The following is a 26,839-nucleotide window of genomic DNA, read 5'->3' as shown; positions in this document are numbered from 1 at the left end:
TGAGTCGCGATCATCTTGTGAGTTAATAGGTTAACGTAATCACTACCGTGTCAGTATACACGCCTGCCGATGGCCATTTCTGCGGTGGGACTGAACCGTAAACCACCAGGCTCTGCGCTTGCCCATCACCGGAATACTGCTTTTCCGGGTTGTCCGGCGTCCACGTTATAGAATGGGCAGCATCCTGATACAGGGCATAGCTTACGCACTCACCGTTATGGCACAGTGCGCGTTGGTTCCCCTCGGGGTGCAGACCATGACCGATGCTGACGGAATAGTCCGTCCCGGTTGGGCACTGGACGGTAATATTCGCTGTGGATGTCGCCTGAAGCAGATCGCCCTGAGCGGGGCTTTTGCTGCCGAATGCCATATCGTCCACGCTGACCACCTCACAGCCATTTTTCACCGTAGCAGAGGCGCGAATCTGGTCTGTAATGGTTGTCCCATTCAGGGCGCCACAGGCCGGGAGCGCTTGTAATGAACTGGCTGAGGTGTAGGCAATTTGTGTTGCCGTGGCGTAGTCATAGTACATCCCGGCGCTGACATTCGTCTGACCGGGATTTATCTTGCCGATAAGCGGTATATCATGTTCAGCCGTCCCGCCTGCCGACAAGGCAAAATCGATTTGAGCATAGACGTTATTATTTTGACTTAGCGGCGAATGCTGATCGTAAATCGAGTAAACCGAAAAATAGAGCGGGGTACTTGAAGGTTCGTTCTGGCTCATCGCCAGCGGGTTGTTCGCCATAACCTTCAGACAGGCGCGGACATACTCAGCCTGACCATCGTAGTTATTGCAGGTAAACGAAAGACGGGTTGCGGTGGTGCCAGTTTGTCCGGCGGTTACGGTACCAAAATCCAGTCCTGCGGGGCTGCCGTTCCAGCAATTAGCGGCTACGGCGACTGGACTGAATGTAAATATCAGTACCACGAAAAGGATGAGAAACCAGAGTGAACGAATTACTGACATAGTGCGTTTATTTTCTCCACTGCGCGAGAGGCGCTAAATTGCGTCGGCAGTTTTAGCGAACAAGAAGAAGATGCCCATTGAATGCGCAGCGCTCCGCCAGCAGGGGGATCTTCCAGATAAATTTTACCTTCATAGCCGACAATGGATTGCGCAGTGCCCAGAGCAGGTGCCTGTCCATGACTATCCTGCACGTTAACTTGTGCGGAGAAGGGCACATTTTTGCCATCGGGTGTCGTGACGCTCAGTAGAACGGCATGCGTGCGATAAATGTTAAAGCTGGCGACGGCGCCGCGTCCGGTTTGTGGGATCAGGATTTCATTGGTGTAGGGCGCGCGATAGTCTTCATCGAGACCGAGAGGGTCGATATCGATATGGTTTGCCTGATACGGATTCAGGTTATTCAGGAACAGCATGCCATTATTATCAGTATGACCAACCGGGCGATGCTCCAGATAAACCGGTACATTGGCTACGTTCGCCGTATCGACGAGGGCGAAGGCGCCACCCAATTCGCGAGTGGCGTAAAAGTGCCCCATAAACAGACCTACGGCACCGGTCATTGAGCCGTAGTCGTTATTGTGTTGTTCATCGCGATTGTAGCCTAACGCCAGATCGCTCCAGGTGTTGCGGCGCTGGAGGCTGGCATGGATGTTTTGATTCTTGCCTTGTTGCGCAGAAAGATTCCAGCCCCAGCCCGGTTTATTGGATTCCAGCGAGTGCGACAGGTTGGCCTGCACGGAATCTCCGTCTTTATCATGATTATTCTGCAGTGAGAGGTAATCCTGATGACGAAATAGCGGAATACTGAATGTGACGTACACGGTGGTGTTGTGTTCGTCGCCAAGTGATTGTGTGATGCTGGATGAAAGATTGACCTGGTTTTCAAAACTTTTTGACCAGGAAATTCCCAGATAGCGTTCCGCATACTCGGGGAATGTCTGGCTGACCCAGCTAGCACCGAAAGTACCCGTCTTATCAAACGATATGCTGGCAAAGGCAGAATCTTCACGGGTGGCAATGTCGTTATCCGCTATGGATGAAATGTCGCGAAACCCTCGACTCGCCTGCGAGTGTGAGAGCGAGAAATTAAAAATCTGATTGTTCCACTGCCAGCCGGAACCCCATTGGTTGCCACTGTTCGCCTGATAACGGCTGGCGGCTGCATTAGCATGAAGTGTACCGAGCGACGGAGAGAGCAAATAATCCCAACCTACCCCCTGATTATGCAGACTGCCACTCTGCTCGGTATGCATGCCGACGGTGGTGGTGTCGTTCAGTCCGTGACGCCAGTCGCCCACGCCGACCAACTGAGGATCATAGCCAAAAGAACGGTAAGTGTAATCTTCCCGTACCCAGCCTAGGCTCATACCCCAGGTTGTTAGCCCATCCGAAAGGAGTTGATTGGTGCCGTAGAGATTCAAATCCACCACACGTTGTTTACCATTCACATCGGTAATTACCACTTGCGCGCCTTCGCTGCCAGTAAAAACCGGTGCTGTATTAAGCGTAAATTGCCCGGGCTGAACCTTCTGTGAGGAGGTTCTGATTCCTTTGACGTACAGATCAACGGTGGACGGTAGCACGACGCTATCGGTCAGAATATCCTGCGATGAGGTGTTAAAGTTGGGTTGAGTACTGTAGTTATGCGCAAGGCTAATGCCACCAAAACGGACGCTATTCGTCCATGATTGTGCGGATGTATAACCATCCCCGAGCCTGAATGTGAGCAGTTTATCCACGTTTTCGTAGTTCCAGCTGCTCATCAGGCGATGTGTTCCCGTTTGCGCTTCGTTGCTGCTGCTCGACTCTTGCGTATTGAAGGATGTGGAGAAAAAACCAGGACCAACGCCAAAGGTGCGAAATTCGCTATAGGCTGAAGTCTCTTGTACGCCATCTTCGTTGCTGGCAAATAAATCGTAATTTAACGCGAGCCCCCGCACTTCGGGTGACAACTCGGACGTACGGATAAGGCGCGAACCATTGCTGCTGGAAAGATGGCTTTCTTTGTCGAGCCAGTTTTTACTGGCGGTAATGGTCAGGCTTTGATTCAGGTTGTCGAAAGTAACACTGAGGCCATCCTGTGAACTGATATCAAAATACCCTTTTTGCTCCGGCAGAGATGACACTTTCAGGTTAAGTTTATCCATATCCTGACCAGCAATATAGAGTTTGTTATTGATGTTCCTGGCCTTAATAAACCCCTTAATCGGTTGCTCATTTATCGTTGCAGTCAGATACAGCGTCTCATTTTCCGCAGCCTGGACTGTGGGACATACCAATAAAAAAACAATAACGGATTTAAGGTATAATTTTAACGATCTGCGTTTTAGCATTGTCATTCAAATTAAGTGATAAAGATGACGCAGTAGTTATTCCATTCGGTAACGGCCATTCCTTTTCACTATGCGGTAATACATAACCGAGTAATCCTTTGCTCATGGCAACATTTTTTGTGCCCGAAACAAGGAAAACATCGCTTAATTTAACATGCTGGGCACCATTGTTTTTTATTTTTAACATTAATGGATGGGCAGAACGATCGATTGATATAGCCAGTTGGCTACTGATGGGTTGGGTATCTTTACAATTGACAAATACGGGAATGGAATAACGCAGCAGGAAACGTACCCCATCTTTATCAGCCATATTATTTTCACTCGGGAGTTCATCAACGATAATACGATAGGCCTGCTCGGTATCACCACTGCCCGGCGTTGCTAAGATAACCCGGATCAATTGCTGGCGGGAGACTGGGATTGTGGTCATAGGAGGGCTAACCATTACGTCCGGGGTCTCGGCCAGATTGTCTTTATTATTTTGCTGGTTCCACGCATAGACGCGGATCTGCGCCCCGATAGCGGCGCTACCGGTGTTTCGTACATAGATAGCCTGAGCTGATTCTTTTCCACAGAACCCCAGCGTTACCGGGTATACCTGCAGGGTGGCAGCATATGAATTTATTGCGCAGGCCAGGCTCAAGACGCTAATACCGCCCCATAAAAAAAATCGTTTCATATGCTGCACCTTTAAGAATGAATCAATACGTTACGGTTAAGGTTACGGTATCGGTATAGTCCCCAGCCGGGGCCTGTTTCAGGGCATTTGCCGTTACTTTCCCGAAGATGGGCAGTGCCTGTTGTTCACCGGTACCAATGCCTGAAATGCCATTATCCACCAGGGAGGTGCCCCCTGGATGGTCGGTGGACAGGGTGTAGGCTACTTTTGTGGTATCGGCGGTGTCGTTAGAACTCATTTCGAAATCATGCGTTTTATCCGTTCCGAGCCTATATCCGGTGCCGTTAGTACAAGTGACATAAGCTTTGGCTGAAGCGGTAACCGCCCCATCATTACTGCCATGAGAACCAAAATCCATATCATCAACGCTGACCTTGCAGGATTTTTCTACGGTCAGTTTTACCGTCATTTGGTCGCTAACACTGCCTGAATCATCTGCAAAGACAGCGGATGAAAATAAAATGCTAATCGCAGTCAGAGATAATGCAGTGGCTTTACGGTTAATCATTTTAAAACTCGCTAAGGTTATATAATCGACTTTATAAGGGTGGAAAAGGCGAGGAAGGATAGAGATTACTCATCCTCTTTGATTATGTATTTGTGCTATGTGCAGATCATGTAAATAGTTAGGAACGCTATTTTACATTTGGCAGGGCGAAATTTAATCACAGCTAAGTATTATCGCGTAGTGTTGGTAAAAATATAACGGAAATATACCTAAACACAGTCAACCCTCCCGGTGGTTATTATCCGCCGGGAGGGACACCAATTCAGATTAAAATACCGACAATCCCAATCCTTGTTTTACTTCTCTTAGCGTTTGCTGGGTGATGTCGTAGGCCTGCTCGCTGCCTTTTTTAAGCATCGCCATCAGCATACCTTTATCCTGAATATAGGTTGCCCGACGCTCACGCATAGGTGCGATGAGTTCTTGCAGGCACATCTCCAGCTCATTTTTGCATGCCCGATCACCCAATCCTCCTTGCTGATAATGCACTTTCATTGCTGCGATTTTGGCCTTATCCGGGTGAAAAGCATCCAGGTAGGTGAACACGACATTGCCCTCAATTTGCCCCGGATCGGACACTTTTAGGTGGTTAGGATCAGTGTACATTGCGCCGACGGCGCGATGGATAGTCTCTTCACTTGCCGACAGGAGCAGCGTATTGCCAAGTGATTTCGACATTTTGGCGTTGCCGTCGATACCCGGAAGACGACTGGTTTCGCTTAACATAGCTTTACAGTGATGCAGAACGGGGGCCGGTAACAGGCTGTTCATCTTGTGCACGATTTCATTAGTTTGCTCAATCATCGGCAACTGATCGTCGCCGACGGGGACCAGGCTGGCTTTGAACGCCGTAATATCTGCTGCCTGGCTGATCGGGTAAACCAGGAAACCGACCGGAAGCGAACGGGCGAAACCTTTTTGCGCAATTTCATTTTTGACCGTTGGGTTACGCTCGATGCGAGCCACGGTAACGATATTCATATACAGTGCGGTGAGTTCGGCAAGGGCAGGTAGTGCCGATTGTAAACAAAAGGTGGTGAGTGAGGGATCAATACCTGCAGCGAGATAATCGGCCAGCACTTCGGGTATGTTATCTTGGATCTTTTGTGGATTGCTGCCGTTATCGGTCAGACCTTGCAGGTCTGCGACCAGCACAAACTGCTGATAATCGTGTTGCAGTATCGCACGTTGGCGCAGGGAACCTACATAGTGGCCAAGATGCAATGGCCCAGTAGGACGGTCGCCGGTAAGGATGATGGATTTGTTGTACATAGAAGACTCCTTAAGCATAAAACCGAAAGGGGTCTCAAAATGCAAATAACCGCCTTTCGGCGGTTATTTAAAAATGGATAAACACATTCTGACCGCCTTTAAGAAGGCAGCCACCAACGCTTGTGATTAAAACCGTTGCAATCGTGTTTTATATTCATCTGATCAACATATCACTGCAAGGAGCTGAGGTAAAGTAATGCTCTGCCCGGTTGGGGTGGGCAACGTCATTTTGGCTTTACGGGTAGGGCATCCATTGTTATGTTTGGAAGTCCCCTTGTAATCATGGCGATAATTTTCGACAAGGAAGTACAATGCATAAAGACGTTCCTGTGAAACGCGATCTCGCGGCACTGCAAAGTAGTGGACCATTGCTGTGGGAGAAAAAGCTGCGTCCAGGTGACGTTTTGTTAGTTTGTGGAAACAGTCCATTCAGTTCACTAATTGTGAAAGCGAGCGGCGGACCATACTCTCATGCCGCTATCTGGATTCATGGTGGTGATTCAGGCATTGAAAGTCTATATCTTGCCGAATCGGATACATCGGGAGTTGGATTTACTTTTTTATTGCCAATGAGTCTGTATCCCGGTGGACAGTCCACTGCAGAAAGGGTTATTTGCATCCCCGAAAATCCGAGAGAATGGATTTTATTGCGCCATCCTGAATGCGAAAATATTGATCTCTCCAGGATGATTCAGGCTTCGAAAGATCTACAAGAAAATGATTTTTATAAAACCTACTCTGCTGTACCGAGACTTCTTGAGGCCATAACGTTACCAGATTTTCCAAATTTACTGGCAAAACATGTTGCGCAAGCAATCGAGTCCTGTCGTTTTGATAACGGAACGCGAGGCGCATTTTGTTCTGAGCTTGTCGCTACATTTTTTTCCAGACTCGGTCTGGAACTGTTTACCGATGGACGTGATCCGCACACCGTTTCGCCAAATGATTTTTTATTGCCAGAATGCCGATTAACCGTGGTTACCGATGCGTTTGTCGATGCCGGTAGTCTGCTGCCCGGGACCTATGGCTACGGGACGCCTTATCAAAAACGGAGTAGCGATCCTTTTTTGCGTGCGATGATAAGCAATCGCGACGTATACGATAAAATCACCGTAAGTATGAAGGGTGCAGAGCGCGCTCTACAAGAAGCATACACCTGGATTATTACACCGCACATTAAGAATGCCGAAGCTATGGATCGCCAGTTTGCTGAGCAGATAGCGCTGGCAGAACAGTGGCATGAATATGAATACGTCGAGAAATTACAGCGTTACGCGATAATGTTTAAATATGGCTGCCGCTTACTACAAAATGTATATGAGCATAAACATCACTATTGGTCCGGAGATATTCCCCTTGTCGACATTGCTGCCTGGGATCAGGCGAGTGCAACGCTTCAATTTAGCGCCAGTCAGATGATATATTGCGCCCAGCGTGCACTAATTAGAAACACGGCACTTTCAGGTCTGCGCAGAATAAGAAGCATACACAAAGTTTCACCGCCAGGCCGAATTCAGTTAGTTAAATTTAGACGCTTACGTGCTAATAATTTGAAACTTTGGTGCCAGTATAAAAAAGACAGTTACGCCAGTCTTGACTCCTGTATAAAATTCTCTTCTGCAGGTGTGCCAGGTGAGCAGGCAACTGCCTATATTCAGGATGTAATCCAGAAAACTCACCAGTCACTTATCGATGAATATACCAATTAACGGGAGACTTCCTCGGGGGATAGTTTAGGAAGTACCCGTCTGGGCTTACGCCCCGCTTTTTAGCTCGCTTCCAGCATCCCAAAGCTCACTATGCGCGAACGCCCCAGCTCTTTTGCACGATACAACGCGACATCCGCGGCACGTAACAGGTTATCGCTCTGGGCGTGCTGCGGGTAGCTGGCGACACCAATAGACACATCAACGTGACCGATATCAGAGACGCCAAAGCTGAGCGTCAACTCGCGCACGCCGTTGTAAATGTCCGTCGCAAAGCGATTGGCCGCTTCTTCATCCATACCGGCAAGCAGAACCAGAAACTCTTCACCACCGTAGCGGAAGGCCATTCCGTGGTCGTGAACAACGCGCTGAATAATTGCTGCGATACTTTTTATTACCCCATCACCTGCCTCATGACCAAAACGGTCGTTGATGCTTTTGAAGTGATCGATATCGATCATCAGGCAACTGATCGGTTCCTGGTTGTGGATAGCCTGACTCATCTGGGTGCGCAGAGTGTCTTCAAGGTGATGGCGATTGCGCAGACCGGTCAGAGGATCATAAAGCGCTTTTTCCAGTAGTGCATCGCGCAGACGTTGGTTGGCTAATGCCAGTCCAAGTGCTTCGGCCATCAGTTCCAGATAAGCACGTGAAGGGGCAGAATTGTCGCTGAGATTCTGGAATGAGAGCAGGCCGATGGCTTCCCCCTGGGCGATCAGTGGTATACACAGCGTATGATCCTGACACGACTCAGGCAGGTGGTAGCAGGTGATATCCGGCTCACCTTGCACGGGAGGATGACTTTGTCCACGGCGCACAGCCCAGCATTCATCCGGATGGAAAGGGGCAGCTTTGCCTTGCGGTGAGAGCCACTCGGCGGCACAGCGCATGTGCCAGGCTTCCCGATCAAGAATGTAGAGCCGTCCGGCAACGCCTGGGGCAATGTTCGGGGCAAAAAGCTGTGCGACATTGATAACATCGGCAAAGTTTTCGCAGCCCTGTAAACGCTGGGTCATACGAGCCAACAGTTCGCGGATTGCCCAGTCGGCATCCCGCTCTTTCTCCAGTCGCTGCCGTGCCAGGCCGTTCTCGCGAAAAATGCGAATGGCTTGCGCCATATCGCCAATCTCATCAATCTGATTAAAGTTAGGCGTTTCTACGGCATAATCCTGCGATGCGAGACGGTGAACCACGTCGCTCAGACGCACAACCGGACGCAGTACGCGGCGTTTCAAAATAAAGCCGAGGACAAACAAAAACAGCAGCGCGGTTAATCCGACCATAACTTCAGAGAGCGTACGCAGTATGCGGGATGTCCTGGTGGCATCATCAATGCTGTTACGTACACGGTTATCGAGCAACTGCCGAAAATGATCTATCCGCACCTGCGCCCGTTCCAGCTCCTGTTCATAGGCTTTGCCGTAGAGCAGGGCGATTGCCTGTGACGTTTCTCCGCGGGTCATACTGGCGAGCGCCATTGCTTGCTCTTCCTGTAGCGCATCGACAATTTGTAATCCTTCATGCAGCAGCGCCAGCTCTTCACCTGTCGCGCCGACGTCTTTTAATTTTGTTAACCGCTGCTCGACCTCTTGTAGCGACGACGCCTTCTGCTGGTAGGCGTTCAGCGCCTCGGGATCTTTAGCGATCACGTACTCGCGAGCTAAATCGGACAATGACCAGGCATCGAGCTCCACCTCTTCGGTGAGCTGATCAAATTTATATCGCTGCTCTACCACCTGACGTTCAGTATTGTCTGCTCCGGATGCCATCAGCATAACAACGCCGGAGGCAATGGTCAGGCATACCGTCGCACTGTAAGCCCAGTTGGTGATTGTGGCTATTCGCACTTTTTCGTTCCTTCTGCGACGATTAATGAATAAGCATGATTGAAATTATAGGAAACGTATGATTTTGCGTAAAAACAAAAGGCGACCCGCGGCCGCCCCTTGTTATCGTCATGCCATCATAAATCTGGAGGGGTTTTTCCTTCTTCCATGAAGGCTTCATCGATGCCTTCTACGTTGCCCTCATGGTCACGTCCGGAGAACAGATTCCAGCTGGCCAAAAACAGTGCGGCAATCAGCGGGCCAATCACAAAGCCGTTGATACCGTAAATCTCCATCCCGCCGAGGGTGGTAATCAATATCAGGTAGTCCGGCATTTTGGTGTCTTTCCCTACCAGTAGCGGGCGCAGGATATTGTCTACCAGTCCGACAATAATGACGAAGAATCCGACAATAAACAGCCCTTGCCACAGCTGGTGGGTGGCAAAGAGGAAAATAGCCGCAGGGACCCAGACTATCGCCGAGCCAACCGCTGGTACCAGCGAGAGGAATGCCATTAGTGCGCCCCACAAGATGCTGCCATCGATGTCGACAATGGCGAAAGCAATGCCGCCCAGCGTGCCCTGTACGACAGCGACAACCGCGGTGCCTTTGACAGTCGCCCGCGTGACACCCACGAATTTGGCAAACAGGTGCTGTTTGGCAAAATCAGACAGCGGTAAGGAGTCCAGAATCTGACGCACCAGATACGGTCCATCCTTCAACAGGAAAAACAGCAGGTACAGCATGATGCCAAAGCTGATGGCGAAGCCGAAGGTCCCTTTACCAATCAGGAAAGCACTGCCTGCGAGGTACTGCCCGCCCTGCAGCGCAATGTCGGAGAGTTTTTTCTGGATCTGCGCGACATCATCCAGATTGTGTTCTGCGAGGAACCCTCTGGCCCAGTCAGGAAGATAAGAAAGAATAGAACTGACCACTTCCGGAAACTGCGTATCGTTTTGCTGCAACTTGGTGTAAACCACATTCAGTTCGATTGCCAACGACGACAGGATCACCATCAGAGGAATAAAAACAATCAAACAGATAATCCCGATAGTGATGAACGATGCCAGACCGTTACGTTGTCCAAGCGCGCTGCGCAGTTTGTTTTTTACCGGATTAAAGATAGTTGTCAGAATTGCGGCCCACAAGATTGCAGAGAAGTAGGGGGACAACACATCGAAAAACGCCCATGTTACGAGGGCAAGAATGAAAATGAAGAAACCTTTAGTCAGTCCGTTAAATCGCATTAGTGAATCCTGTAACTGAGAAGCAGTCTCGACTATAGAACTGTTCAGCAGAATTACCAACTATGGATGTTGGACGATATAACCAGGTTGTTCATATGTATTGTGACGCAGGGTTGGCTTGATTCGCCAGCCGGTTGAAAATTCGTTATGATCCACCCCCACTTTTTAGTCTGGTTGTCTGATGTCTACGATTCTCGATACCTTTGTTGCTCCGCCGTGCCATGACGAAATAGAGATCCTTTACCAGGATGAACATCTGCTGCTTATCAATAAACCCAGTGGGTTGCTGAGTCTGTCGGGGAAAAATCCGCAAAATTTTGATTCGGTGCACTATCGCCTGGTACAGATATTCCCGGGCTGTACGCTGGTGCACCGGCTTGATTTTGGTACATCGGGTCTGATGGTCGTTGCACGCAATAAAGCAATCAATGCTGCGCTCTGTCAGCAGTTTAGCCAGCGCTCGGTGACTAAGGTGTACAGCGCATTGTTATGTGGACACCTGAAACAGGATGACGGTGTGATTGATGCTCCCATTGTCAAAGATCCCGCACTGTTTCCGTTGATGTCGATTAGTGCCATTAGCGGTAAACCTGCACGTTCCCGTTTTCGGGTGATTGAGCGCTTCAATCAGCGACTGAAGGATGGAAGATCACTGCCCCTGACGCGGGTACAACTGATGCCGGAGACCGGACGAACCCATCAGCTACGTCTTCACTGTCAGCATTTGGGTCATCCGATCTGCGGCTGCGATCTTTATGGTGGACGTGAGTGGCCTGGCACGGAGCAGACGTCACGGCTGATGTTACACGCCAGCGAACTGCGTCTGGTACATCCCATCAGTAAAGAACACATCAACGTCTGCCATGCCAGCCCATTTTAACCCGGCGGCTATGACGGTGTTATCGTGCTGCACGTTGCAGAATGACGGCTGACGGTTGGCGTTGCAGAAAACGCATCCGCAGCATCATCAACACCGCGGCAGAGGTCAGGCCAATAATAAAGCCCATCCAGAAGCCCGCTGGCCCCATGCGGTCGACGACCAGATCGGTGAGCGCAAGAATATATCCACTTGGCAAACCCAGCACCCAGTACGCGGTGAAGGTGATAAAGAAAATGGAACGGGTATCTTTATAGCCACGCAGGATCCCGCTGCCAATAACCTGAATTGAGTCCGATATCTGGTACACGGCAGCCAGTAACATCAGCTGTGCTGCCAGTGTGACAACTTCAGGATTATTGTTGTAGAGCAGGGCGATGTGCTCGCGCAATGTGACGGTGAAAATGGCGGTCATCACCGCCATACACACGCCGACACCTAAGCCGGTTCTGGCTGCGGTCTGTGCATCCAGCGTTGATCCCTGACCCAGGCGGTATCCCACACGAATGGTGACGGCAGCAGCCAAAGACATCGGCAAGACAAACATGAGTGAGCTGAAGTTCAGTGCGATTTGGTGTCCGGCGACGTCGACAATCCCCAGTGGGGAGACCAACAGCGCCACCACGGCAAACAGCGTGACTTCAAAAAATAATGCCAGCGCAATGGGCAAACCCAGCTGTACCAGGCGTTTCATCACCGCGGTGTCAGGTTTCTGGAAGCCACGCGCATTACGGATATCACGCATTGATCGGGCGCGTTTTACGTAAGAAAGCATGGCGGCAAACATCACCCAATACACCGCCGCCGTTGCCACACCGCAGCCGACGCCGCCCAGTTCTGGCATACCCAAATGGCCATAGATGAAAACATAGTTAACCGGAATGTTCACCAGCAGGCCGAGAAAACCCATTACCATTGCCGGTTTGGTCTTGGCCAGACCTTCGCACTGGTTACGGGCAACCTGGAAGAATAAATATCCGGGCGCACCCCATAGCAGCGCACGCAGATAGCCAACGGCTTTGTCGGCCAGTGCAGGATCAATGTTATGCATAGAGCGGATAATGTGCCCCGCATTCCAAAGCACAATCATAATCAGAACGGATACCATCCCCGCCAGCCAGAAACCCTGACGTATTTGATGAGCAATACGATCGCGGCGCCCGGAACCGTTAAGTTGCGCAATCACTGGCGTCAGCGCCAGCAACAGCCCGTGACCAAACAGAATTGCGGGTAGCCAGATGGACGTACCGATAGCAACGGCTGCCATGTCCGTCGCGCTGTATCCGCCGGCCATCACGGTATCGACGAATCCCATTGCGGTTTGAGCGATTTGCGCAAGAATCACCGGAATTGCCAGAGCTAATAACTGACGCGCTTCACTTACATACTTTTGCACGTGTACACCACTATATTGTTGTTATTTGAGAGACTAAAAAAGCCGCCTTATATGGCAGCAAGAAGAAAATGCAGGGGAAATTTCAGTCTATTGTAGCGAGGAATCCGTATTTCTCCAGTGAAAAAATAGGCGGGAGTGGCGCATTGCTGGCAACCTGATTTTCCACCTGCTATTGTGCACAGCAGAGATGTCTTAATTGAGTTCAGGAGTTACAGGTATGTTTACGGGTATTGTGCAGGGCACCGCGAAACTGGTGTCGATTGATGAAAAACCGAATTTTCGCACACATGTAGTGGAGTTACCTGAATACATGTTGGATGGGCTGGAGACCGGCGCATCGGTGGCACACAACGGCTGTTGTCTGACAGTGACCGAAATTAACGGTAACCAGATAAGCTTCGATCTGATGAAAGAGACGCTGCGAATCACCAATCTGGGTGACCTGAAAGTCGGGGATCTGGTCAACGTTGAACGTGCGGCAAAATTCAGCGATGAGATCGGCGGACATCTGATGTCAGGCCATATTATGACTACCGCTGAAGTATCCAAGATTCTGACCTCTGAAAATAATCGTCAGGTATGGTTTAAAGTTCAGGATCCGTCGCTGATGAAATATATCCTGTACAAAGGATTTATCGGTATTGACGGTATTAGCCTGACGGTAGGCGAAGTAACACCGACACGCTTTTGCGTGCATTTGATTCCGGAAACGCTGGAACGTACGACGCTGGGCAAGAAAAAACTGGGTGCACGAGTCAATATCGAAATTGATCCGCAAACACAGGCCGTTGTTGATACGGTTGAACGTGTACTGGCCGCGCGTGAAAGCGCTATAAGTAACGTTACTGGCGAAGCGGGCGTTTAAGTCGGAATAAAAAGCCCCCGGTCGTTCGGGGGCGATACTGTCTAACGAGGAACGCGGAGCCCGTGTTCAACGCCACGAGAGAACACCACCTGCCAAAGCTGAATGTCGCGCGCGCGAAATGCGCCAGCACACGCATTCAGGTAATAACTGAACATCCGTTTAAAGCGTTCACTATAGTTGCCGGCAATTTCTGGCCAGGCGGTCATGAAACGCGCATGCCAGGCCATCAAGGTGGTATCGTAATCCGCCCCAAAGTTATGCCAGTCTTCCATCACGAAATGTGGCTCGCTGGCGTTGGCAATCTGGCGAACTGACGGTAAACAGCCGTTCGGGAAGATGTACTTATTGATCCACGGATCAACATTATTGTCGGTTTTTTTAGAGCCGATGGTATGCAGTAAAAAAAGACCATCTTGCTTTAAATTGCGGTCAACTACGTCAAAATAGGTGTTGTAGTTTTTCGGTCCCACATGCTCAAACATACCGACGGAAACGATACGGTCAAACCGGTCATTCAGGTCGCGGTAGTCCTGCAGCAAAATCGTGACATCCAGCCCTTCACAGCGCGTCTGCGCCATTTTTTGCTGTTCTGCTGAAATCGTCACGCCAGTCACGCTCACCCCGTATTGTGACGCCATGAACTGGGACAAGCCTCCCCAGCCGCAGCCAATATCGAGTACGCGCATACCTGGCTTCAATTGCAATTTCTCGGCAATCATTTTTAGCTTCGCCTGCTGGGCAGATTCCAGGGTATCGGCATCTTTCCAGTAGGCGCAGGAATATTGCATGTAGGGATCAAGCATGCGGGTAAAGAGATCGTTGCCAAGATCGTAGTGTTCTTTGCCGACGACCCATGCACGTTTTTTGGTTTGTAAATTAAACAGACGGGCTGTTGCGATACGTAGCGTATCTCTGAAGTGGCGGGGGAGTTGGCTTTCAAGACCTGCACGCAGGACTTTGTTAAAAAACATATCCAGCCGATCGCATTCCCACCAGCCGTCCATATAACTTTCACCTAAACCCAACGATCCTTCCTGCAACACGCGTTTGAAAAAGTCGGGGTTTTTAACGCGAATATCTGCCGGTGCCGGGCCATTAATGGTAATGCCTGCACGGCTCAATAACTCATTGGTGATTCGGTACCAGTCATCATCCGGTACGCTGACGTCTTCTATACATGATGAACTCATAGCTTCTCCATCACTGGTCGGTGATCAGAACCTTAAAACAGCGTAGACGCTTTTTTGGGCTTTGTGAGAAATCTCACGGAATTAATCCGCGAATCTATAATCCGACGTAGAACAGAGGAAGGGAGGAACCCTTGCCGAAAAGGCCATCCATGGAAAAACGGGAACCTGCTTGTTCCCGTTACTCTATAAATCTTATCGTTTTATTAACAACCGAAAATCAGTATAGGCCTGAATTTTTGGCTATTCAACCGATAATTGTTAGCGGGCTAACTAAATGCCCGCAACAATGATTAATGTGACTCACCGTGGGCAATTTGCGCGCTCTCATCCGGCAATGATGTGTTGTCAGTCTGTGACTGCATTTTGTAACCTAGCGCGGCCAGCAGCACTGTCGTCAGCATAACGCTGGTGGTGGTGAGCAGCGGCGTGCTGATTAACCACGAAACGACCAGGCTTGCCAGGAAGCATAACCCCAGTTGCAGCGTGTTCTGCAGCGCAGCGGCACGCCCTGTTGCCTGCGGGAATGGACGCAGCGCCTGGGCGACAACGATAGGGTAGATTGCCCCGTTCGCAATGGCCATCACACAGAATGGGATCAGGATTTCAGCCAACGCAACGTGGTGAATAAAGCCAGTAGCCCAGGTGGCGATAACGCTAATGGCATACAGGATAAGTAACCACGGCAGAAGCTGGCGACCTTGCCATTTTTGCAGTGCCGCACGGCAGCCGTAACCACCGATCAAAAATGCAATAGTTTGCGGGACATAGCTCAGACCAATCACCGCCGGGCTGTAGCCCATTTCGCTAAGGATAAACGGTGAACCCGTCAGCCATGCGAAGAAGCTCGCAGAACATGCTGCGTAAATCAGTACATTTCCACGGTATGCTTTGGAGCGCAGCAGCGTAGCGAACGTCAATTTATCCTGGCTGTCATCGCGCGCTTTTGCCGTTGGTTTTAAGCGCAGGGCCGGCAGTATCAGGACCAGGGTAATTGCAAAAAGGGTGGCAAAAATGGCCTGCCAGGAAAAATGTACCAGGATCCAACTGCCTAATAATGGTGCAAGAGCAGGAGACAATCCGACCAGCGGCATAATGGTGGCAAAGATGCGGTTTACTTTTTGTGAAGGATAATAATCGGTAACCAGCGCCTGCCAGATAACCGAAGCCGCACAGACACCAACGGCCTGAATAAAGCGCAGCACCAGTAAGCCGGTGGCGTTTTCTACCCACAACATGCCCAGGCTGCCCAGCGCGAAGATGGATAAGCCCAGCATCAAAATCGGTTTACGACCATAGTGGTCGGAGAGTGGCCCCCACAAAAGTTGTGCAACGGCAAAACCCGCTAAGAACAAACTAAGGCTGGCACTCACGGCGGAGGCGGGTGTCTGTAAATCGGCCTGAATAGCCGCAAAGGCGGGCAAATACATATCGGTTGCCAGAAAACCCAGCACGCTAAGACCTGCCAGCCAGACTAAAAACCCTTTTCCTGGTTGCATTATCGTTTCTCTTTTTAGCAATAGAACATTGCCGCTGAGTGTAGTGAGTGTAATTCTCGCTGTGAAACGCTAATATTTGCTTACTGATTTCAAATTTTTTGCAGGCAGAATATGTGGTCGGAATATTCACTTGAGGTGGTTGATGCGGTGGCGCGTAACGGTAGCTTTAGCTCCGCTGCTCAGGAGTTGCACCGCGTACCTTCGGCGGTAAGCTACACTGTGCGCCAACTGGAAGAGTGGCTGGCTGTGCCTCTTTTTGAACGTCGTCATCGGGACGTGGAATTAACGCCTGCTGGCGCGTGGTTTTTAAAAGAAGGCCGGTCTGTTATCAAAAAAATGCAGATCACCCGTCAGCAATGTCAACAAATTGCCAATGGCTGGCGAGGACAACTGGCGATAGCGGTAGATAACATTGTGCGTCCAGAACGGACCCGGCAGATGATTGTGGATTTCTACCGCCATTTCGATGATGTGGAACTTCTGGTCTTTCAGGAGGTGTTTAATGGCGTCTGGGACGCGCTGTCGGACGGTCGCGTGGAGTTAGCTATCGGCGCAACGCAGGCCATTCCGGTAGGGGGACGCTATACGTTCCGCGACATGGGAATGCTGAGCTGGAGTTGCGTGGTAGCCAGTCATCATCCGTTGGCGGCGATGCCGGGACCGCTCAGTGACGATATGTTGCGCAACTGGCCATCGCTGGTACGCGAAGACACCTCCCGCACACTGCCGAAGCGTATTACATGGTTACTGGACAACCAAAAACGCGTTGTGGTTCCTGACTGGGAATCCTCGGCCACCTGCTTGTCAGCCGGGCTTTGTGTCGGGATGGTACCGACGCATTTTGCCAAACCGTGGATCGATAGCGGAAAATGGGTGGCGTTACAGCTGGAAAATCCGTTCCCGGATGCCGCTTGTTGCCTGACCTGGCAGCAGAACGATACGTCGCCAGCACTGAGCTGGTTACTGGACTACTTAGGGGATAGTGAGACGCTGAATAAAGAGTGGCTGCGGGAGCCGGATGAGGCTCCCGCACAACAGGCTTAACGACGATAATCGCGGAATGGACCGTCGGCAACGGAACGACGTTCTACCAGGCGTGGGTGCACCTCGATAGACTGCGATTCTTCACGTTTATTCACGATTCGGTCTAACAGCATGTTGAAGGCCGTTTCACCCAGTGAATCTTTTGGCTGATGGATGGTTGTCAGCGCAGGGGTGAAGTAACGGGCGTTGCGCACGTTGTCGTAACCGATAACTGAGATATCCTGCGGCACGCGCAGTCCCATCTCGTCTGCGGCACACAGCGCACCCATCGCCATAATATCGCCACCACAGAATACGGCGGTTGGGCGATGCGACTGGGAGAGGATTTGCTGCATAGCGCGATAGCCGGATTCAGGTTCGAAATCACCCTGGACAATCCAGTTTTCGGGAACTTTAATCAGCGCTTCCTCCATTGCTTTCATGAAGCCAGCCAGGCGGCCTGCGCCGGTATTACGCTCCATGGGGCCCGGGATTACGCCGATCTCACGATGACCGCGTTCAATCAGATACCGGCCTGCCATGTAACCACCTTCAAAAGCGTTATCAATGACGGTATCGGTAAAGTCGGCTTTTGCCTCGCCCCAGTCCATGACCACCATTGGAATATGGCGATACTCTTCGAGCATGGAAAGCAGTGATTCCGGGTACTCTGAACACATTACCAACAGGCCATCTACGCGCTTTTGCGCCATCATAGACAGGTAGGCCTGCTGTTTTTCAAGACTGTTCCAGGCGTTGCCCAGAATCAGCGTATAGCCTTTCTGGAAACAATTCTTCTCAACAGCCTCGATAATTTCGGCGAAATAGGCAGCTTCACTGCTGGTTGCCAACAAACCGATCGATTTGGTGTGATTCACCTTCAGGCTACGCGCAACTGCGCTAGGGGAGTAGTGCAGTTCTTTAATCGCTGCCCAGACAGCGTTGCGCGTTTCTTCTGCGACAAAGCGCGTTTTGTTAATTACGTGTGATACGGTTGTAGTGGAAACGTTTGCTCGCTTCGCTACATCTTTAATAGTTGCCATTACATCTCACTCCAGACCATATCCTAAGCTCCTGAGAATACTCCAGGTAAACGTTTGCCTTCACACACCCTCAACGCAACGTCAGGGTTGCGGCACGCCGGGAAAACGACACGGAACGTCAGGAAGGGGTCAATGGCCGGTACGCTAATCAAGTAAGCGTGGAATTTTGTCTGATCTTAACGAAAAGGGGAAGAGTTAAAAGCAGTTATCAATATAAATCGTGAGAGATTTTTGCTTTCAAGTGTGTAAAAATGCGCAATATCACTTTTTGTGTGGGAATAAAAAGGAGAAAACTTGATGAGCACCGATCTGAAATTTTCGTTAGTGACGACCATAATTGTTCTGGGCCTGATTGTTGCGGGTGGCCTGACTGCAGCACTGCACTGATTTCCCCCGAGGGAGTTCGCTCTCCCTCATCCTTCCTGCTTGTCTTTCCCTTCCTATTTTTTGCAAATAAGCAAAAGTCTTTTGCAGTTTTGTTAACTTTATTAATTTTGCGATCAATGTCATGCTTTTGACTCTTATGATGTGTCGTGCCAAGGCTCGACGTTACGGAGTCGATAGATGAAAATAAATTATCCTTTACTGGCGCTGGCGATAGGTGCGTTTGGCATTGGAACGACCGAATTCTCTCCCATGGGATTGCTACCCGTCATTGCCAAAGGCGTGGATGTTTCCATTCCGGCCGCAGGGATGTTAATCAGCGCGTATGCGGTAGGCGTGATGGTTGGCGCACCGCTGATGACCTTACTGCTGTCCCATCGTGCGCGTCGCAATGCGCTTATCTTTCTGATGGCCATTTTTACGTTGGGTAATGTGCTTTCGGCGATATCTCCGGATTACACGACGCTGATGCTGTCGCGCATTTTGACCAGTCTTAACCACGGGGCATTTTTTGGCCTCGGTTCGGTTGTGGCGGCAAGCGTTGTCCCTAAACATAAACAGGCCAGCGCCGTTGCGACTATGTTTATGGGGTTAACTATCGCGAATATTGGCGGTGTTCCCGCGGCAACCTGGCTTGGGGAAACCATCGGCTGGCGTATGTCCTTTATGGCGACGGCGGGACTGGGTGTTATCGCGATGGTCAGTCTGTACTTCTCATTACCGAAAGGCGGGGCAGGTGAGCGCCCTGATGTGCGCAAAGAACTGGCGGTGTTAATGCGTCCACAAGTGGTGTCAGCTTTACTGACGACCGTTCTGGGGGCCGGGGCGATGTTTACGCTTTATACCTACATCTCACCCGTGCTGCATAGCATTACTCATGCTACGCCGGCGTTTGTCACCGGTATGCTGGTGCTGATTGGCGTTGGGTTCTCTATCGGTAACTATCTGGGGGGTAAACTGGCTGACCGTTCGGTTAACGGTACGCTGAAAGGCTTTTTACTGCTGCTGATGGTTATTATGCTGGCGATACCTTTCCTTGCTCGTAATGAGCTGGGTGCGGCCGTGAGTATGGTGGTATGGGGTGCTGCAACGTTTGCGGTGGTTCCGCCGCTGCAGATGCGTGTGATGCGCGTTGCCAGCGAAGCACCTGGATTGTCATCGTCAGTCAATATTGGCGCGTTTAATCTGGGGAATGCCCTGGGAGCGGCGGCTGGTGGGGCGGTAATCTCCGGAGGGTTGGGCTACAGTTTCGTCCCGGTAATGGGGGCGATTGTGGCGGGACTTGCGCTACTGCTGGTCTTTGTCTCGGCAAGGAAACAAGCGGAAGACGTCTGCAACGCAACGAACTAAAAACAAAAAAACGCAGAAGGGAACTCCTTCTGCGTTGTCATTTTATGCTGCGAAGTTTTTCGCAACAAATTCCCAGTTCACCAGTGCCCAGAAGTGTTCCAGGTAGCCAGGACGGGCATTACGATAATCGATGTAGTAAGCATGTTCCCACACGTCAACGGTCATCAGCGGCGTCGCGTCAGTCGTCAGCGGCGTACCTGCGTTGGAGGTGGACACGATAGCCAGTTTGCCATCCGTTCCTTTTACCAGCCAGGTCCAGCCAGAACCGAAATTCTTGATAGCGGCATCGGTGAATTGTGCTTTGAAGTCTGCAAAGCTGCCAAAGGAGGCGGCAATCGCTTCGGCCAGTTTACCGGTCGGCTCGCCACCAGCGTTTGGTGCCAGGCAGTTCCAGTAGAACGTGTGGTTCCATACCTGTGCTGCGTTATTGAATACACCACCTTCAGAGCTACGTACGATCTCTTCCAGTGATTTACCTTCAAACGCGGTGCCTTTAATCAGGTTATTCAGATTGGTCACGTAGGTTTGATGGTGTTTGCCATAGTGATATTCCAGCGTTTCGGCAGAAATGTGCGGTGCCAGAGCATCTTTGGCATACGGTAATGCAGGTAATTCGAACGACATTGCTTCTCTCCTTATTATTTATAGTGAGTACACACAATAGCCTCATTGTGAGTAAGGATAGGGTAGCAAATTGAAAGGTTATGCAAAAGAAGAACTTACCCTACAGCATATTCTGTAGGGTAAGTTTTTAGCGAATTGTTTTCGGCGTCATCACACGGCGAGCGCCCACGTAGTGGCGTTGCCAGTAATCTTCGCTCAGAGAGGTGATTTGAATTTCCTGACCGCTGCGTGGGGACTGGATAAATTTACCATTGCCGACATAGACGCCAACGTGGTCGGCGGTACCGCGACCTTGCGTGCGGAAGAAGACCAGATCACCGTTTTTCAGTTCACCACGTTCAATCGGCGCAGCGTCGCGCAGGTGATACATTTCATTGGCGGTACGTGGAATGCGGAACTTCACCAGATCTTTGTATGCGTAATAAACCAGCCCGCTGCAATCAAAACCGGTTCTGGGTGAGGTGCCCCCCCAACGGTAAGGTTTACCGATTTGGTTCATCAGGGTAGACATGGCGGTTTTGGTCGCTTTCTGTACTTTCACTTTATGCACATCCGCAACGGCTGTTGGCGCAGTCGTCTTCACTTTTACACAACGTGGCTTATGACCTTTGCGCGGGGTACATTTTTCAGTCCAGGTGACGGCGGGGGTTTGTATTGCCGCTGTTTTACTGCGACGGTTTGCTGTTTTCGTCGATTTTGCCGGAGTCGCTGTGCGTTTTTTGGAGGAGGAGGCCGTTTTCGTACTGGTTTTACTGGTGTTTTTTGTCGCCGTTTTCTTGTTGGTTTTTGTTGCTTTCTGGCTGGTTGTTGCGCTTTTCTTTTTATCTACCGTCTTGACAGTGTGGGAAGCGGTAGGTGTCGTCCTGGCCTGCTTGGAAGCATGAGCCATAGGCGTAAAAGGCAGTGTGGTAAAAAGTAAAGCACAGAGCGTGATCGAGATTCGGTTTATCCGCGCCACTGAGCAGTCCTCTGGTAAGGCAGGTCTATCGCGCCTGCGTGTGATTTTCAAAACTTGACGATTCTAATCTATAGAAAGAGGGAAAGTTAATAGCTTTTTTCGTTTAAAACTACGTTTCGTAACCGACCGCAAAAAAAAACAGCAATTCAAGGCGTAATTGGTGAACAGATAATCAAATCCCCAGGCTTTACGCGGATAAGTGAGATTGTGAATGCAACTTTTAACGACAGGCGATAAAATAATATCGCGTAATGAAAATGTTATTTTCCGTTGCCTGCCTGACCCGCTACAATGTCAGACTACTGCCGTAAAAGAAGTTTAAGGAAGCAAGATAATGAGCACCACTATCGAAAAAATCCAGCGCCAGATCGCTGAAAACCCGATTCTCCTGTACATGAAAGGTTCCCCAAAACTGCCAAGCTGTGGTTTCTCTGCTCAGGCTGTGCAGGCGTTGTCCGCCTGTGGCGAACGTTTTGCTTATGTTGATATTCTGCAGAACCCGGATATTCGCGCCGAGCTGCCGAAATATGCCAACTGGCCGACTTTCCCACAGCTGTGGGTTGATGGTGAACTGGTAGGCGGCTGTGACATTTTAATTGAAATGTACCAGCGCGGTGAGTTGCAGCAGTTGATTAAAGAAACTGCAGCGAAATACAAAACCGAAGAGCCGGACGCTGAGTAACCAGCAAAAATAAAAAAGCGACCTCAGCAGGTCGCTTTTTTTATGCCGCCGTTACGCCTCTTCGGGCACTGGCAGAGGCCAGCCGCCGAGACGTTTCCAGCGGTTAACAATCTCGCAGAACAGAACGGCTGTTCGTTCTGTGTCATACAGCGCCGAGTGCGCCTGAGTCCCATCAAACTCCATACCTGCAGCCAGACAGGCTTTTGACAGTACGGTTTGCCCCAATGACAGGCCGCTTAATGCTGCCGTATCAAAGGTGACGAAGGGGTGAAACGGATTACGTTTCAGTGAGGCGCGTTCTGCCGCAGCCATCATAAAACTGTGATCAAATGTCGCATTGTGCGCCACCATGATCGCCCGATTACAGCCGCTATCTTTGATACCTTTACGTACCATTTTAAAGATGGCATGCAGCGCGTCGTACTCGCTGACGGCGCCACGCAACGGGTTGCTCGGGTCGATGCCGTTAAATGCCAGCGCTTCGGGTTGTAAATTCGCCCCTTCAAACGGTTCAACGTGGAAATGTAACGTCATGTCCGGCATCAGCCAGCCCTGTTCATCCATTTTCAGTGTGATGGCGGCAATTTCAAGCAGCGCATCGGTTTTGGCGTTAAATCCTGCTGTTTCGACATCAATGACGACAGGATAAAAACCACGAAAACGGTCACACAGACCGGAAAGTTGAGCGTTATCGGACATCTGGGTCTCTTAATACGGGAAAATTGCAGCGCGTATTATGGCAAAATGATGAGTATAAAACTACGGGCACAGACGATCTGCGCCCGAGGAGAGATTAGTCGCCCAGACCGCGGCCGGCGTCTTTTTCTTCGATCAGTTCAATTTTATAGCCATCTGGATCTTCAACAAACGCGATGACCGTCGTACCGCCTTTTACCGGACCTGCTTCACGCGTCACGTTCCCGCAGTTTTGACGAATACGTTCACAGGCCTCTGCCGCGTTATCTACGCTCAGGGCAATGTGACCATATGCGGTACCCAGTTCATACTTATCAACGCCCCAGTTATAGGTCAGTTCGATCACAGCTTCGCTGGTTTCAGGGCCGTATCCGACGAATGCCAGAGAGTACTTATATTCAGGGTTTTCGCTGGTACGTAGCAGCTTCATGCCCAACACGTTGGTATAAAACTCGATGGAACGCTGCAGGTCACCCACGCGCAGCATGGTATGAAGTAAACGCATCTTTCTTCCCCTTCAAAAATGGCTAATACATTCAAAATGTTGTTTTAGTATAGCGGCGTTGTTACGCCGCTATCAATGGCAGAACGGAGATTGTGACGTTAGAGGGTAGGATAGTCGGTGTAACCTTCCGCGCCGCCGCCGTAGAAGCTCTCGGCACGTTGTGGATTCAGTTCCGCTTTACGTTGCAGACGCGCCACCAGATCCGGGTTAGCAATATAGGCGCGACCAAAAGCAACGGCGTCGATCAGACCTTTCTCGATCAGCGCTTCTGCTTTTTCAGGGGTGTAGGCGCCAGCACCAATGATAGGACCGTGGAAGCGCGCGCGAACTTTCTCGCGAAACGCGTCTGAATACGGTTCGCCACCAGCCCAGTCTGGCTCGGACATATGCAGATAAGCAATGCCGCGCTTGCCCAGTTGTTCGATCAGGTACAGAGCATCAGCCTCTTCATTTGGACCATTGTCGACGTTCTGGAACGAGCCGATAGGGGAAACACGGATACCAATGCGATCGGCACCCCATTCTTTAATACCTGCATCGACGACTTCCAGTACCAGACGGGCGCGGTTTTCAACGCTACCGCCGTATTGATCGGTACGCTGGTTCGAGGTTGGCGATAAGAACTGGTGCAGTAAGTAACCGTGAGCAGAGTGCAGCTCTACCAGGTCAAAACCGGCTTCACGCGCATTGGCAATCGCCTGGCGGAAATCATTCACGATGCCCGGGATTTCTTCGGTTTCCAGCGCACGCGGCATTGAGGTATCGGCACGTGTGGCCAGTCCATTTTCATCGCGCAGAGACGTTCGGGTTCCGGCACTGATGGCGGACGGCGCAACCGGAGCCTGACCGTTTGGCTGCAGGCTGGAGTGGGAGATACGTCCGGTATGCCACAGCTGAACGGCGATATGGCCCTGCTCAGCGTGTACAGCCGCCGTAATCTTTTTCCACGCAGCAATTTGTGCATCACTGTGCAAACCTGGCGCTCCGGCATAACCTTTCGCCTGGGCAGAAATCTGTGTCGCTTCGCTAATGATCAGACCCGCACTGGCGCGTTGACGATAGTACTCGGCCATCAGCGGAGTAGGGATGTCGCCAGGCTCGATGCTGCGCAAACGGGTCAGTGGGGCCATAAACACGCGATTTGCCGCGGTGATCGCACCCACCTTCAGCGGGGAAAAGAGTTTTTCAGATGACATGTTACACTCCTGAATAGACCGGTCGTCTAGTGATAAATTAAATAAAAACGCCTGTTAAACGACAGGCGCTGCAATGATGGTTTTGACGTGAGCCAGCGCGTTTTCCAGCGGCGTGGCACTACGCGACATTTTGGCCTGCAGGTTGGCTCCCAGCCACAGTGCATACAACACCTGCGCCTGCTGCAAAGGTTCGCCAACAAATGACAGACAATGGTTCGCCTGACCTTTTTCCAGCGCCTGCGCCAGCAGCGTAATAATGTGTCGGGCGCCTTTGTCCATTGCTGTACGCATATCTTCGGAAAGATCGCACACTTCGGCGGACAATTTAACGGTTAAACAGCCACTGATGATGCCGTGCTGGCTAAACTGGTTCAGAGTTTCCTGATAGTAGGCCAGAATACGGTCACGGTAGTTCCCTGCGCCCGTCTCAAAATGCGTAGCCAGTCGCTGATGATAGGCCGCGTAATGACGCTCCAGCATCGCCACACCGAACGCTTCTTTTGAGCGAAAATAGTGATAAAACGAACCCTTGGGAACCTCAGCGGTTTTCAGTAGCTCGCTTAAACCCATACCGGTGAAACCGCGCTGCATACACAGTCGTTCGCCGGTCGCCAAAAGATGTTCGCGTGTATCGTGTTCAGTTACTTTGTTCATGTCGGGGAGTGTAATAGACCAGTCGGTCTAATGCAATAGCGCTTGCCAGATTTTCAGTTACCGTCTTCAATAGGTATATCAATCTTACAAAAGGAGGGGATGTGGCCGAACAGCTGGAGTTTTTCCCCGTCCAGAGCCCATGCCGCGGTATATGTCAGTCTGACGATCGCGGTTTTTGTCGTGGATGTTTTCGCAGTCGGGATGAGCGTTTTAACTGGCAGAAAATGAGCGATGCCCAAAAGCAGGAGGTACTGCGGCTTTGTCGCCAGCGCCTGATGCGTAAATTACGTGCAAACAAATCCAACCCGCCGGAAGAACCGCAACAACCTTCACTCTTTTAAAAGCGTAATTGCGTATACTCGATGCACATTCACTTATAAGGAAGCTGCTATGGTTCAGCGTATTACAATTGCGCCGCAAGGTCCGGAATTTTCGCGCTTTGTGATGGGGTACTGGCGCCTGATGGACTGGAATATGTCCGCGCGTCAGCTAGTCAGCTTTATTGAGGAACATCTCGATCTGGGTGTCACGACTGTCGATCACGCGGATATTTATGGCGGATACCAGTGTGAGGCGGCGTTTGGCGAGGCGATGAAACTGGCGCCGCACCTGCGTGAAAAAATGCAGATTGTTACCAAATGCGGTATTGCCACGACGGCGAAAGAGGAAAACGCGCTGGGTCATTACATCACTGACAGCGCCCACATTATTGCCAGTGCCGAACAATCGCTGAAGCTGCTGGCAACCGATCGCCTTGATCTGCTGTTGATCCACCGCCCCGATCCGTTAATGGATGCAGACGATGTGGCGGAAGCTTTCAAGACATTACATCATAGCGGTAAGGTGCGCCATTTTGGTGTCTCTAACTTCACGCCAGCACAGTTTTCACTGCTGCAATCACGATTACCCTTTACCCTGGCAACCAATCAGGTCGAAATTTCACCGGTGCATCAACCTCTCCTGTTGGATGGGACGTTAGATCAACTGCAACAGCTGCGTATCCGCCCAATGGCCTGGTCTTGCCTGGGAGGTGGGCGTCTGTTCAATGATGACGCCTTCCAGCCGCTGCGCAATGAACTGGCCGTGATAGCAGAAGAACTGAATGCGCAGTCCATAGAACAGGTGGTGTATGCGTGGATCCTGCGTCTGCCGTCGCAGCCGCTGCCGATTATTGGCTCGGGTAAAATCGAACGTGTGCGTGCTGCAATTGAATCAGAGTCATTGAACATGTCTCGCCAGCAGTGGTTCCGTATTCGTAAAGCGGCGCTCGGTTACGACGTGCCTTAATCACGTATTCAGCGTTCCGTCGTTCAAATTTGTGTCACTGGATTACACTTATCAGTCAGACACCTGGAT

Annotated in this window: 26 protein-coding genes; 9 read left to right on the top strand and 17 right to left on the bottom strand. The window is 50.7% G+C overall.

What is annotated here, in order from left to right; genetic code table 11:
- Nucleotides 1-22: 22 nt before the first annotated feature.
- From HV261_RS15455 to trpS, 5 genes are all read right to left on the bottom strand, one after another.
- Nucleotides 23-970: a Csu type fimbrial protein gene (locus HV261_RS15455; protein ID WP_202038744.1), complete on the bottom strand. Its 948-nt coding sequence runs from the start codon at nt 968-970 to the stop codon at nt 23-25.
- Nucleotides 961-3,117 (bottom strand): fimbria/pilus outer membrane usher protein, encoded by a 2,157-nt coding sequence (locus tag HV261_RS15450; RefSeq protein ID WP_326929154.1) that lies wholly within the window; start codon nt 3,115-3,117, stop codon nt 961-963. Before HV261_RS15450 ends, HV261_RS15455 begins: the two co-directional genes overlap by 10 nt.
- A gap of 151 nt (nt 3,118-3,268) precedes the next feature.
- Nucleotides 3,269-3,985, bottom strand: coding sequence for a fimbrial biogenesis chaperone (locus tag HV261_RS15445; RefSeq protein ID WP_202038742.1), 717 nt, complete (start codon nt 3,983-3,985; stop codon nt 3,269-3,271).
- Between the two features lie 22 nt (nt 3,986-4,007).
- Nucleotides 4,008-4,493, bottom strand: coding sequence for a Csu type fimbrial protein (locus HV261_RS15440; protein ID WP_202038741.1), 486 nt, complete (start codon nt 4,491-4,493; stop codon nt 4,008-4,010).
- Nucleotides 4,494-4,760: 267 nt separating this feature from the next.
- Nucleotides 4,761-5,765, bottom strand: a complete 1,005-nt coding sequence (gene trpS / locus HV261_RS15435) for a tryptophan--tRNA ligase (protein ID WP_202038740.1) — start codon at nt 5,763-5,765, stop codon at nt 4,761-4,763.
- A gap of 311 nt (nt 5,766-6,076) precedes the next feature.
- On the opposite strand from trpS, the gene HV261_RS15430 reads away from it, so the two are divergent.
- Nucleotides 6,077-7,474: a hypothetical protein gene (locus HV261_RS15430; RefSeq protein ID WP_202038739.1), complete on the top strand. Its 1,398-nt coding sequence runs from the start codon at nt 6,077-6,079 to the stop codon at nt 7,472-7,474.
- Nucleotides 7,475-7,533: 59 nt separating this feature from the next.
- On the opposite strand, the gene HV261_RS15425 is transcribed toward HV261_RS15430, so the two are convergent.
- Both HV261_RS15425 and HV261_RS15420 read right to left on the bottom strand, forming a co-directional pair.
- A complete protein-coding gene (locus tag HV261_RS15425) occupies nt 7,534-9,318 on the bottom strand; it encodes a sensor domain-containing diguanylate cyclase (RefSeq protein ID WP_202038738.1) in 1,785 nt (594 codons plus the stop codon).
- Nucleotides 9,319-9,434: 116 nt separating this feature from the next.
- Complete coding sequence (locus HV261_RS15420) at nt 9,435-10,544, bottom strand: AI-2E family transporter (protein WP_202038737.1); 1,110 nt, start codon at nt 10,542-10,544, stop codon at nt 9,435-9,437.
- Nucleotides 10,545-10,725: 181 nt separating this feature from the next.
- Here HV261_RS15420 and HV261_RS15415 point away from each other — a divergent pair, with 181 nt between their 5' ends.
- A complete protein-coding gene (locus HV261_RS15415) occupies nt 10,726-11,424 on the top strand; it encodes an RluA family pseudouridine synthase (protein ID WP_202038736.1) in 699 nt (232 codons plus the stop codon).
- A 19-nt stretch (nt 11,425-11,443) separates the two neighbouring features.
- On the opposite strand, the gene mdtK is transcribed toward HV261_RS15415, so the two are convergent.
- Nucleotides 11,444-12,817, bottom strand: coding sequence for an MdtK family multidrug efflux MATE transporter (gene mdtK / locus HV261_RS15410; RefSeq protein ID WP_202038735.1), 1,374 nt, complete (start codon nt 12,815-12,817; stop codon nt 11,444-11,446).
- A 217-nt stretch (nt 12,818-13,034) separates the two neighbouring features.
- Between mdtK and HV261_RS15405 the strand changes: the two genes are divergently transcribed.
- Nucleotides 13,035-13,682 carry a riboflavin synthase subunit alpha gene (locus HV261_RS15405; protein WP_202038734.1) on the top strand — a complete coding sequence of 216 codons (648 nt, stop codon included), beginning with the start codon at nt 13,035-13,037 and terminating at the stop codon, nt 13,680-13,682.
- Between the two features lie 41 nt (nt 13,683-13,723).
- On the opposite strand, the gene cfa is transcribed toward HV261_RS15405, so the two are convergent.
- Nucleotides 13,724-14,872 carry a cyclopropane fatty acyl phospholipid synthase gene (gene cfa, locus HV261_RS15400; RefSeq protein ID WP_202038733.1) on the bottom strand — a complete coding sequence of 383 codons (1,149 nt, stop codon included), beginning with the start codon at nt 14,870-14,872 and terminating at the stop codon, nt 13,724-13,726.
- A gap of 290 nt (nt 14,873-15,162) precedes the next feature.
- Nucleotides 15,163-16,368, bottom strand: a complete 1,206-nt coding sequence (gene punC / locus HV261_RS15395; RefSeq protein ID WP_202038732.1) for a purine nucleoside transporter PunC — start codon at nt 16,366-16,368, stop codon at nt 15,163-15,165.
- Between the two features lie 111 nt (nt 16,369-16,479).
- Between punC and punR the strand changes: the two genes are divergently transcribed.
- Nucleotides 16,480-17,412, top strand: a complete 933-nt coding sequence (gene punR, locus HV261_RS15390; RefSeq protein WP_202038731.1) for a DNA-binding transcriptional activator PunR — start codon at nt 16,480-16,482, stop codon at nt 17,410-17,412.
- Here punR and purR read toward each other — a convergent pair.
- Nucleotides 17,409-18,434, bottom strand: coding sequence for an HTH-type transcriptional repressor PurR (gene purR, locus HV261_RS15385; protein ID WP_137381283.1), 1,026 nt, complete (start codon nt 18,432-18,434; stop codon nt 17,409-17,411). The two genes, punR and purR, sit on opposite strands and share 4 nt — an antisense overlap.
- Before the next feature lie 297 nt (nt 18,435-18,731).
- Here purR and cydH point away from each other — a divergent pair, with 297 nt between their 5' ends.
- Nucleotides 18,732-18,821, top strand: coding sequence for a cytochrome bd-I accessory subunit CydH (gene cydH / locus HV261_RS15380; protein WP_003029209.1), 90 nt, complete (start codon nt 18,732-18,734; stop codon nt 18,819-18,821).
- 177 nt (nt 18,822-18,998) lie between these two features.
- Nucleotides 18,999-20,168, top strand: a complete 1,170-nt coding sequence (locus HV261_RS15375) for an MFS transporter (protein ID WP_202038730.1) — start codon at nt 18,999-19,001, stop codon at nt 20,166-20,168.
- 42 nt (nt 20,169-20,210) lie between these two features.
- On the opposite strand, the gene sodB is transcribed toward HV261_RS15375, so the two are convergent.
- Together sodB and HV261_RS15365 are read right to left on the bottom strand one after the other, a co-directional pair.
- On the bottom strand, nt 20,211-20,792 hold the full coding sequence (sodB, locus tag HV261_RS15370; protein WP_048211764.1) for a superoxide dismutase [Fe]: 582 nt from the start codon (nt 20,790-20,792) through the stop codon (nt 20,211-20,213).
- A 127-nt stretch (nt 20,793-20,919) separates the two neighbouring features.
- The gene (locus HV261_RS15365) at nt 20,920-21,750 is read right to left on the bottom strand and encodes a C40 family peptidase (protein ID WP_137381281.1); all 831 of its coding nucleotides are present in this window, start codon (nt 21,748-21,750) and stop codon (nt 20,920-20,922) included.
- Nucleotides 21,751-22,084: 334 nt separating this feature from the next.
- On the opposite strand from HV261_RS15365, the gene grxD reads away from it, so the two are divergent.
- Nucleotides 22,085-22,432: a monothiol glutaredoxin 4 gene (grxD, locus tag HV261_RS15360; RefSeq protein WP_003832760.1), complete on the top strand. Its 348-nt coding sequence runs from the start codon at nt 22,085-22,087 to the stop codon at nt 22,430-22,432.
- Between the two features lie 51 nt (nt 22,433-22,483).
- Here the strand turns inward: grxD and rnt are convergent, their stop codons facing one another.
- The 4 genes from rnt to HV261_RS15340 form a co-directional block, all read right to left on the bottom strand.
- The gene (gene rnt / locus HV261_RS15355; protein WP_137381280.1) at nt 22,484-23,131 is read right to left on the bottom strand and encodes a ribonuclease T; all 648 of its coding nucleotides are present in this window, start codon (nt 23,129-23,131) and stop codon (nt 22,484-22,486) included.
- 94 nt (nt 23,132-23,225) lie between these two features.
- Nucleotides 23,226-23,633 (bottom strand): lactoylglutathione lyase, encoded by a 408-nt coding sequence (gene gloA, locus HV261_RS15350; RefSeq protein WP_202038729.1) that lies wholly within the window; start codon nt 23,631-23,633, stop codon nt 23,226-23,228.
- 98 nt (nt 23,634-23,731) lie between these two features.
- On the bottom strand, nt 23,732-24,829 hold the full coding sequence (locus HV261_RS15345) for an alkene reductase (protein ID WP_202038728.1): 1,098 nt from the start codon (nt 24,827-24,829) through the stop codon (nt 23,732-23,734).
- Nucleotides 24,830-24,883: 54 nt separating this feature from the next.
- Nucleotides 24,884-25,483, bottom strand: a complete 600-nt coding sequence (locus HV261_RS15340) for a TetR/AcrR family transcriptional regulator (protein WP_202038727.1) — start codon at nt 25,481-25,483, stop codon at nt 24,884-24,886.
- A gap of 101 nt (nt 25,484-25,584) precedes the next feature.
- Here HV261_RS15340 and HV261_RS15335 point away from each other — a divergent pair, with 101 nt between their 5' ends.
- Together HV261_RS15335 and HV261_RS15330 are read left to right on the top strand one after the other, a co-directional pair.
- Nucleotides 25,585-25,824: a DUF1289 domain-containing protein gene (locus HV261_RS15335; RefSeq protein ID WP_137381278.1), complete on the top strand. Its 240-nt coding sequence runs from the start codon at nt 25,585-25,587 to the stop codon at nt 25,822-25,824.
- A 49-nt stretch (nt 25,825-25,873) separates the two neighbouring features.
- Complete coding sequence (locus tag HV261_RS15330) at nt 25,874-26,770, top strand: aldo/keto reductase (protein ID WP_202038726.1); 897 nt, start codon at nt 25,874-25,876, stop codon at nt 26,768-26,770.
- Nucleotides 26,771-26,839 lie beyond the last annotated feature (69 nt).

Source organism: Citrobacter sp. RHBSTW-00671 (genome assembly GCF_014103415.1).
Taxonomy (GTDB): Bacteria; Pseudomonadota; Gammaproteobacteria; order Enterobacterales; family Enterobacteriaceae; genus Citrobacter.
Note: the sequence above shows the minus strand (reverse complement) of the source record. Positions and strands in the feature narration are given on the sequence as shown.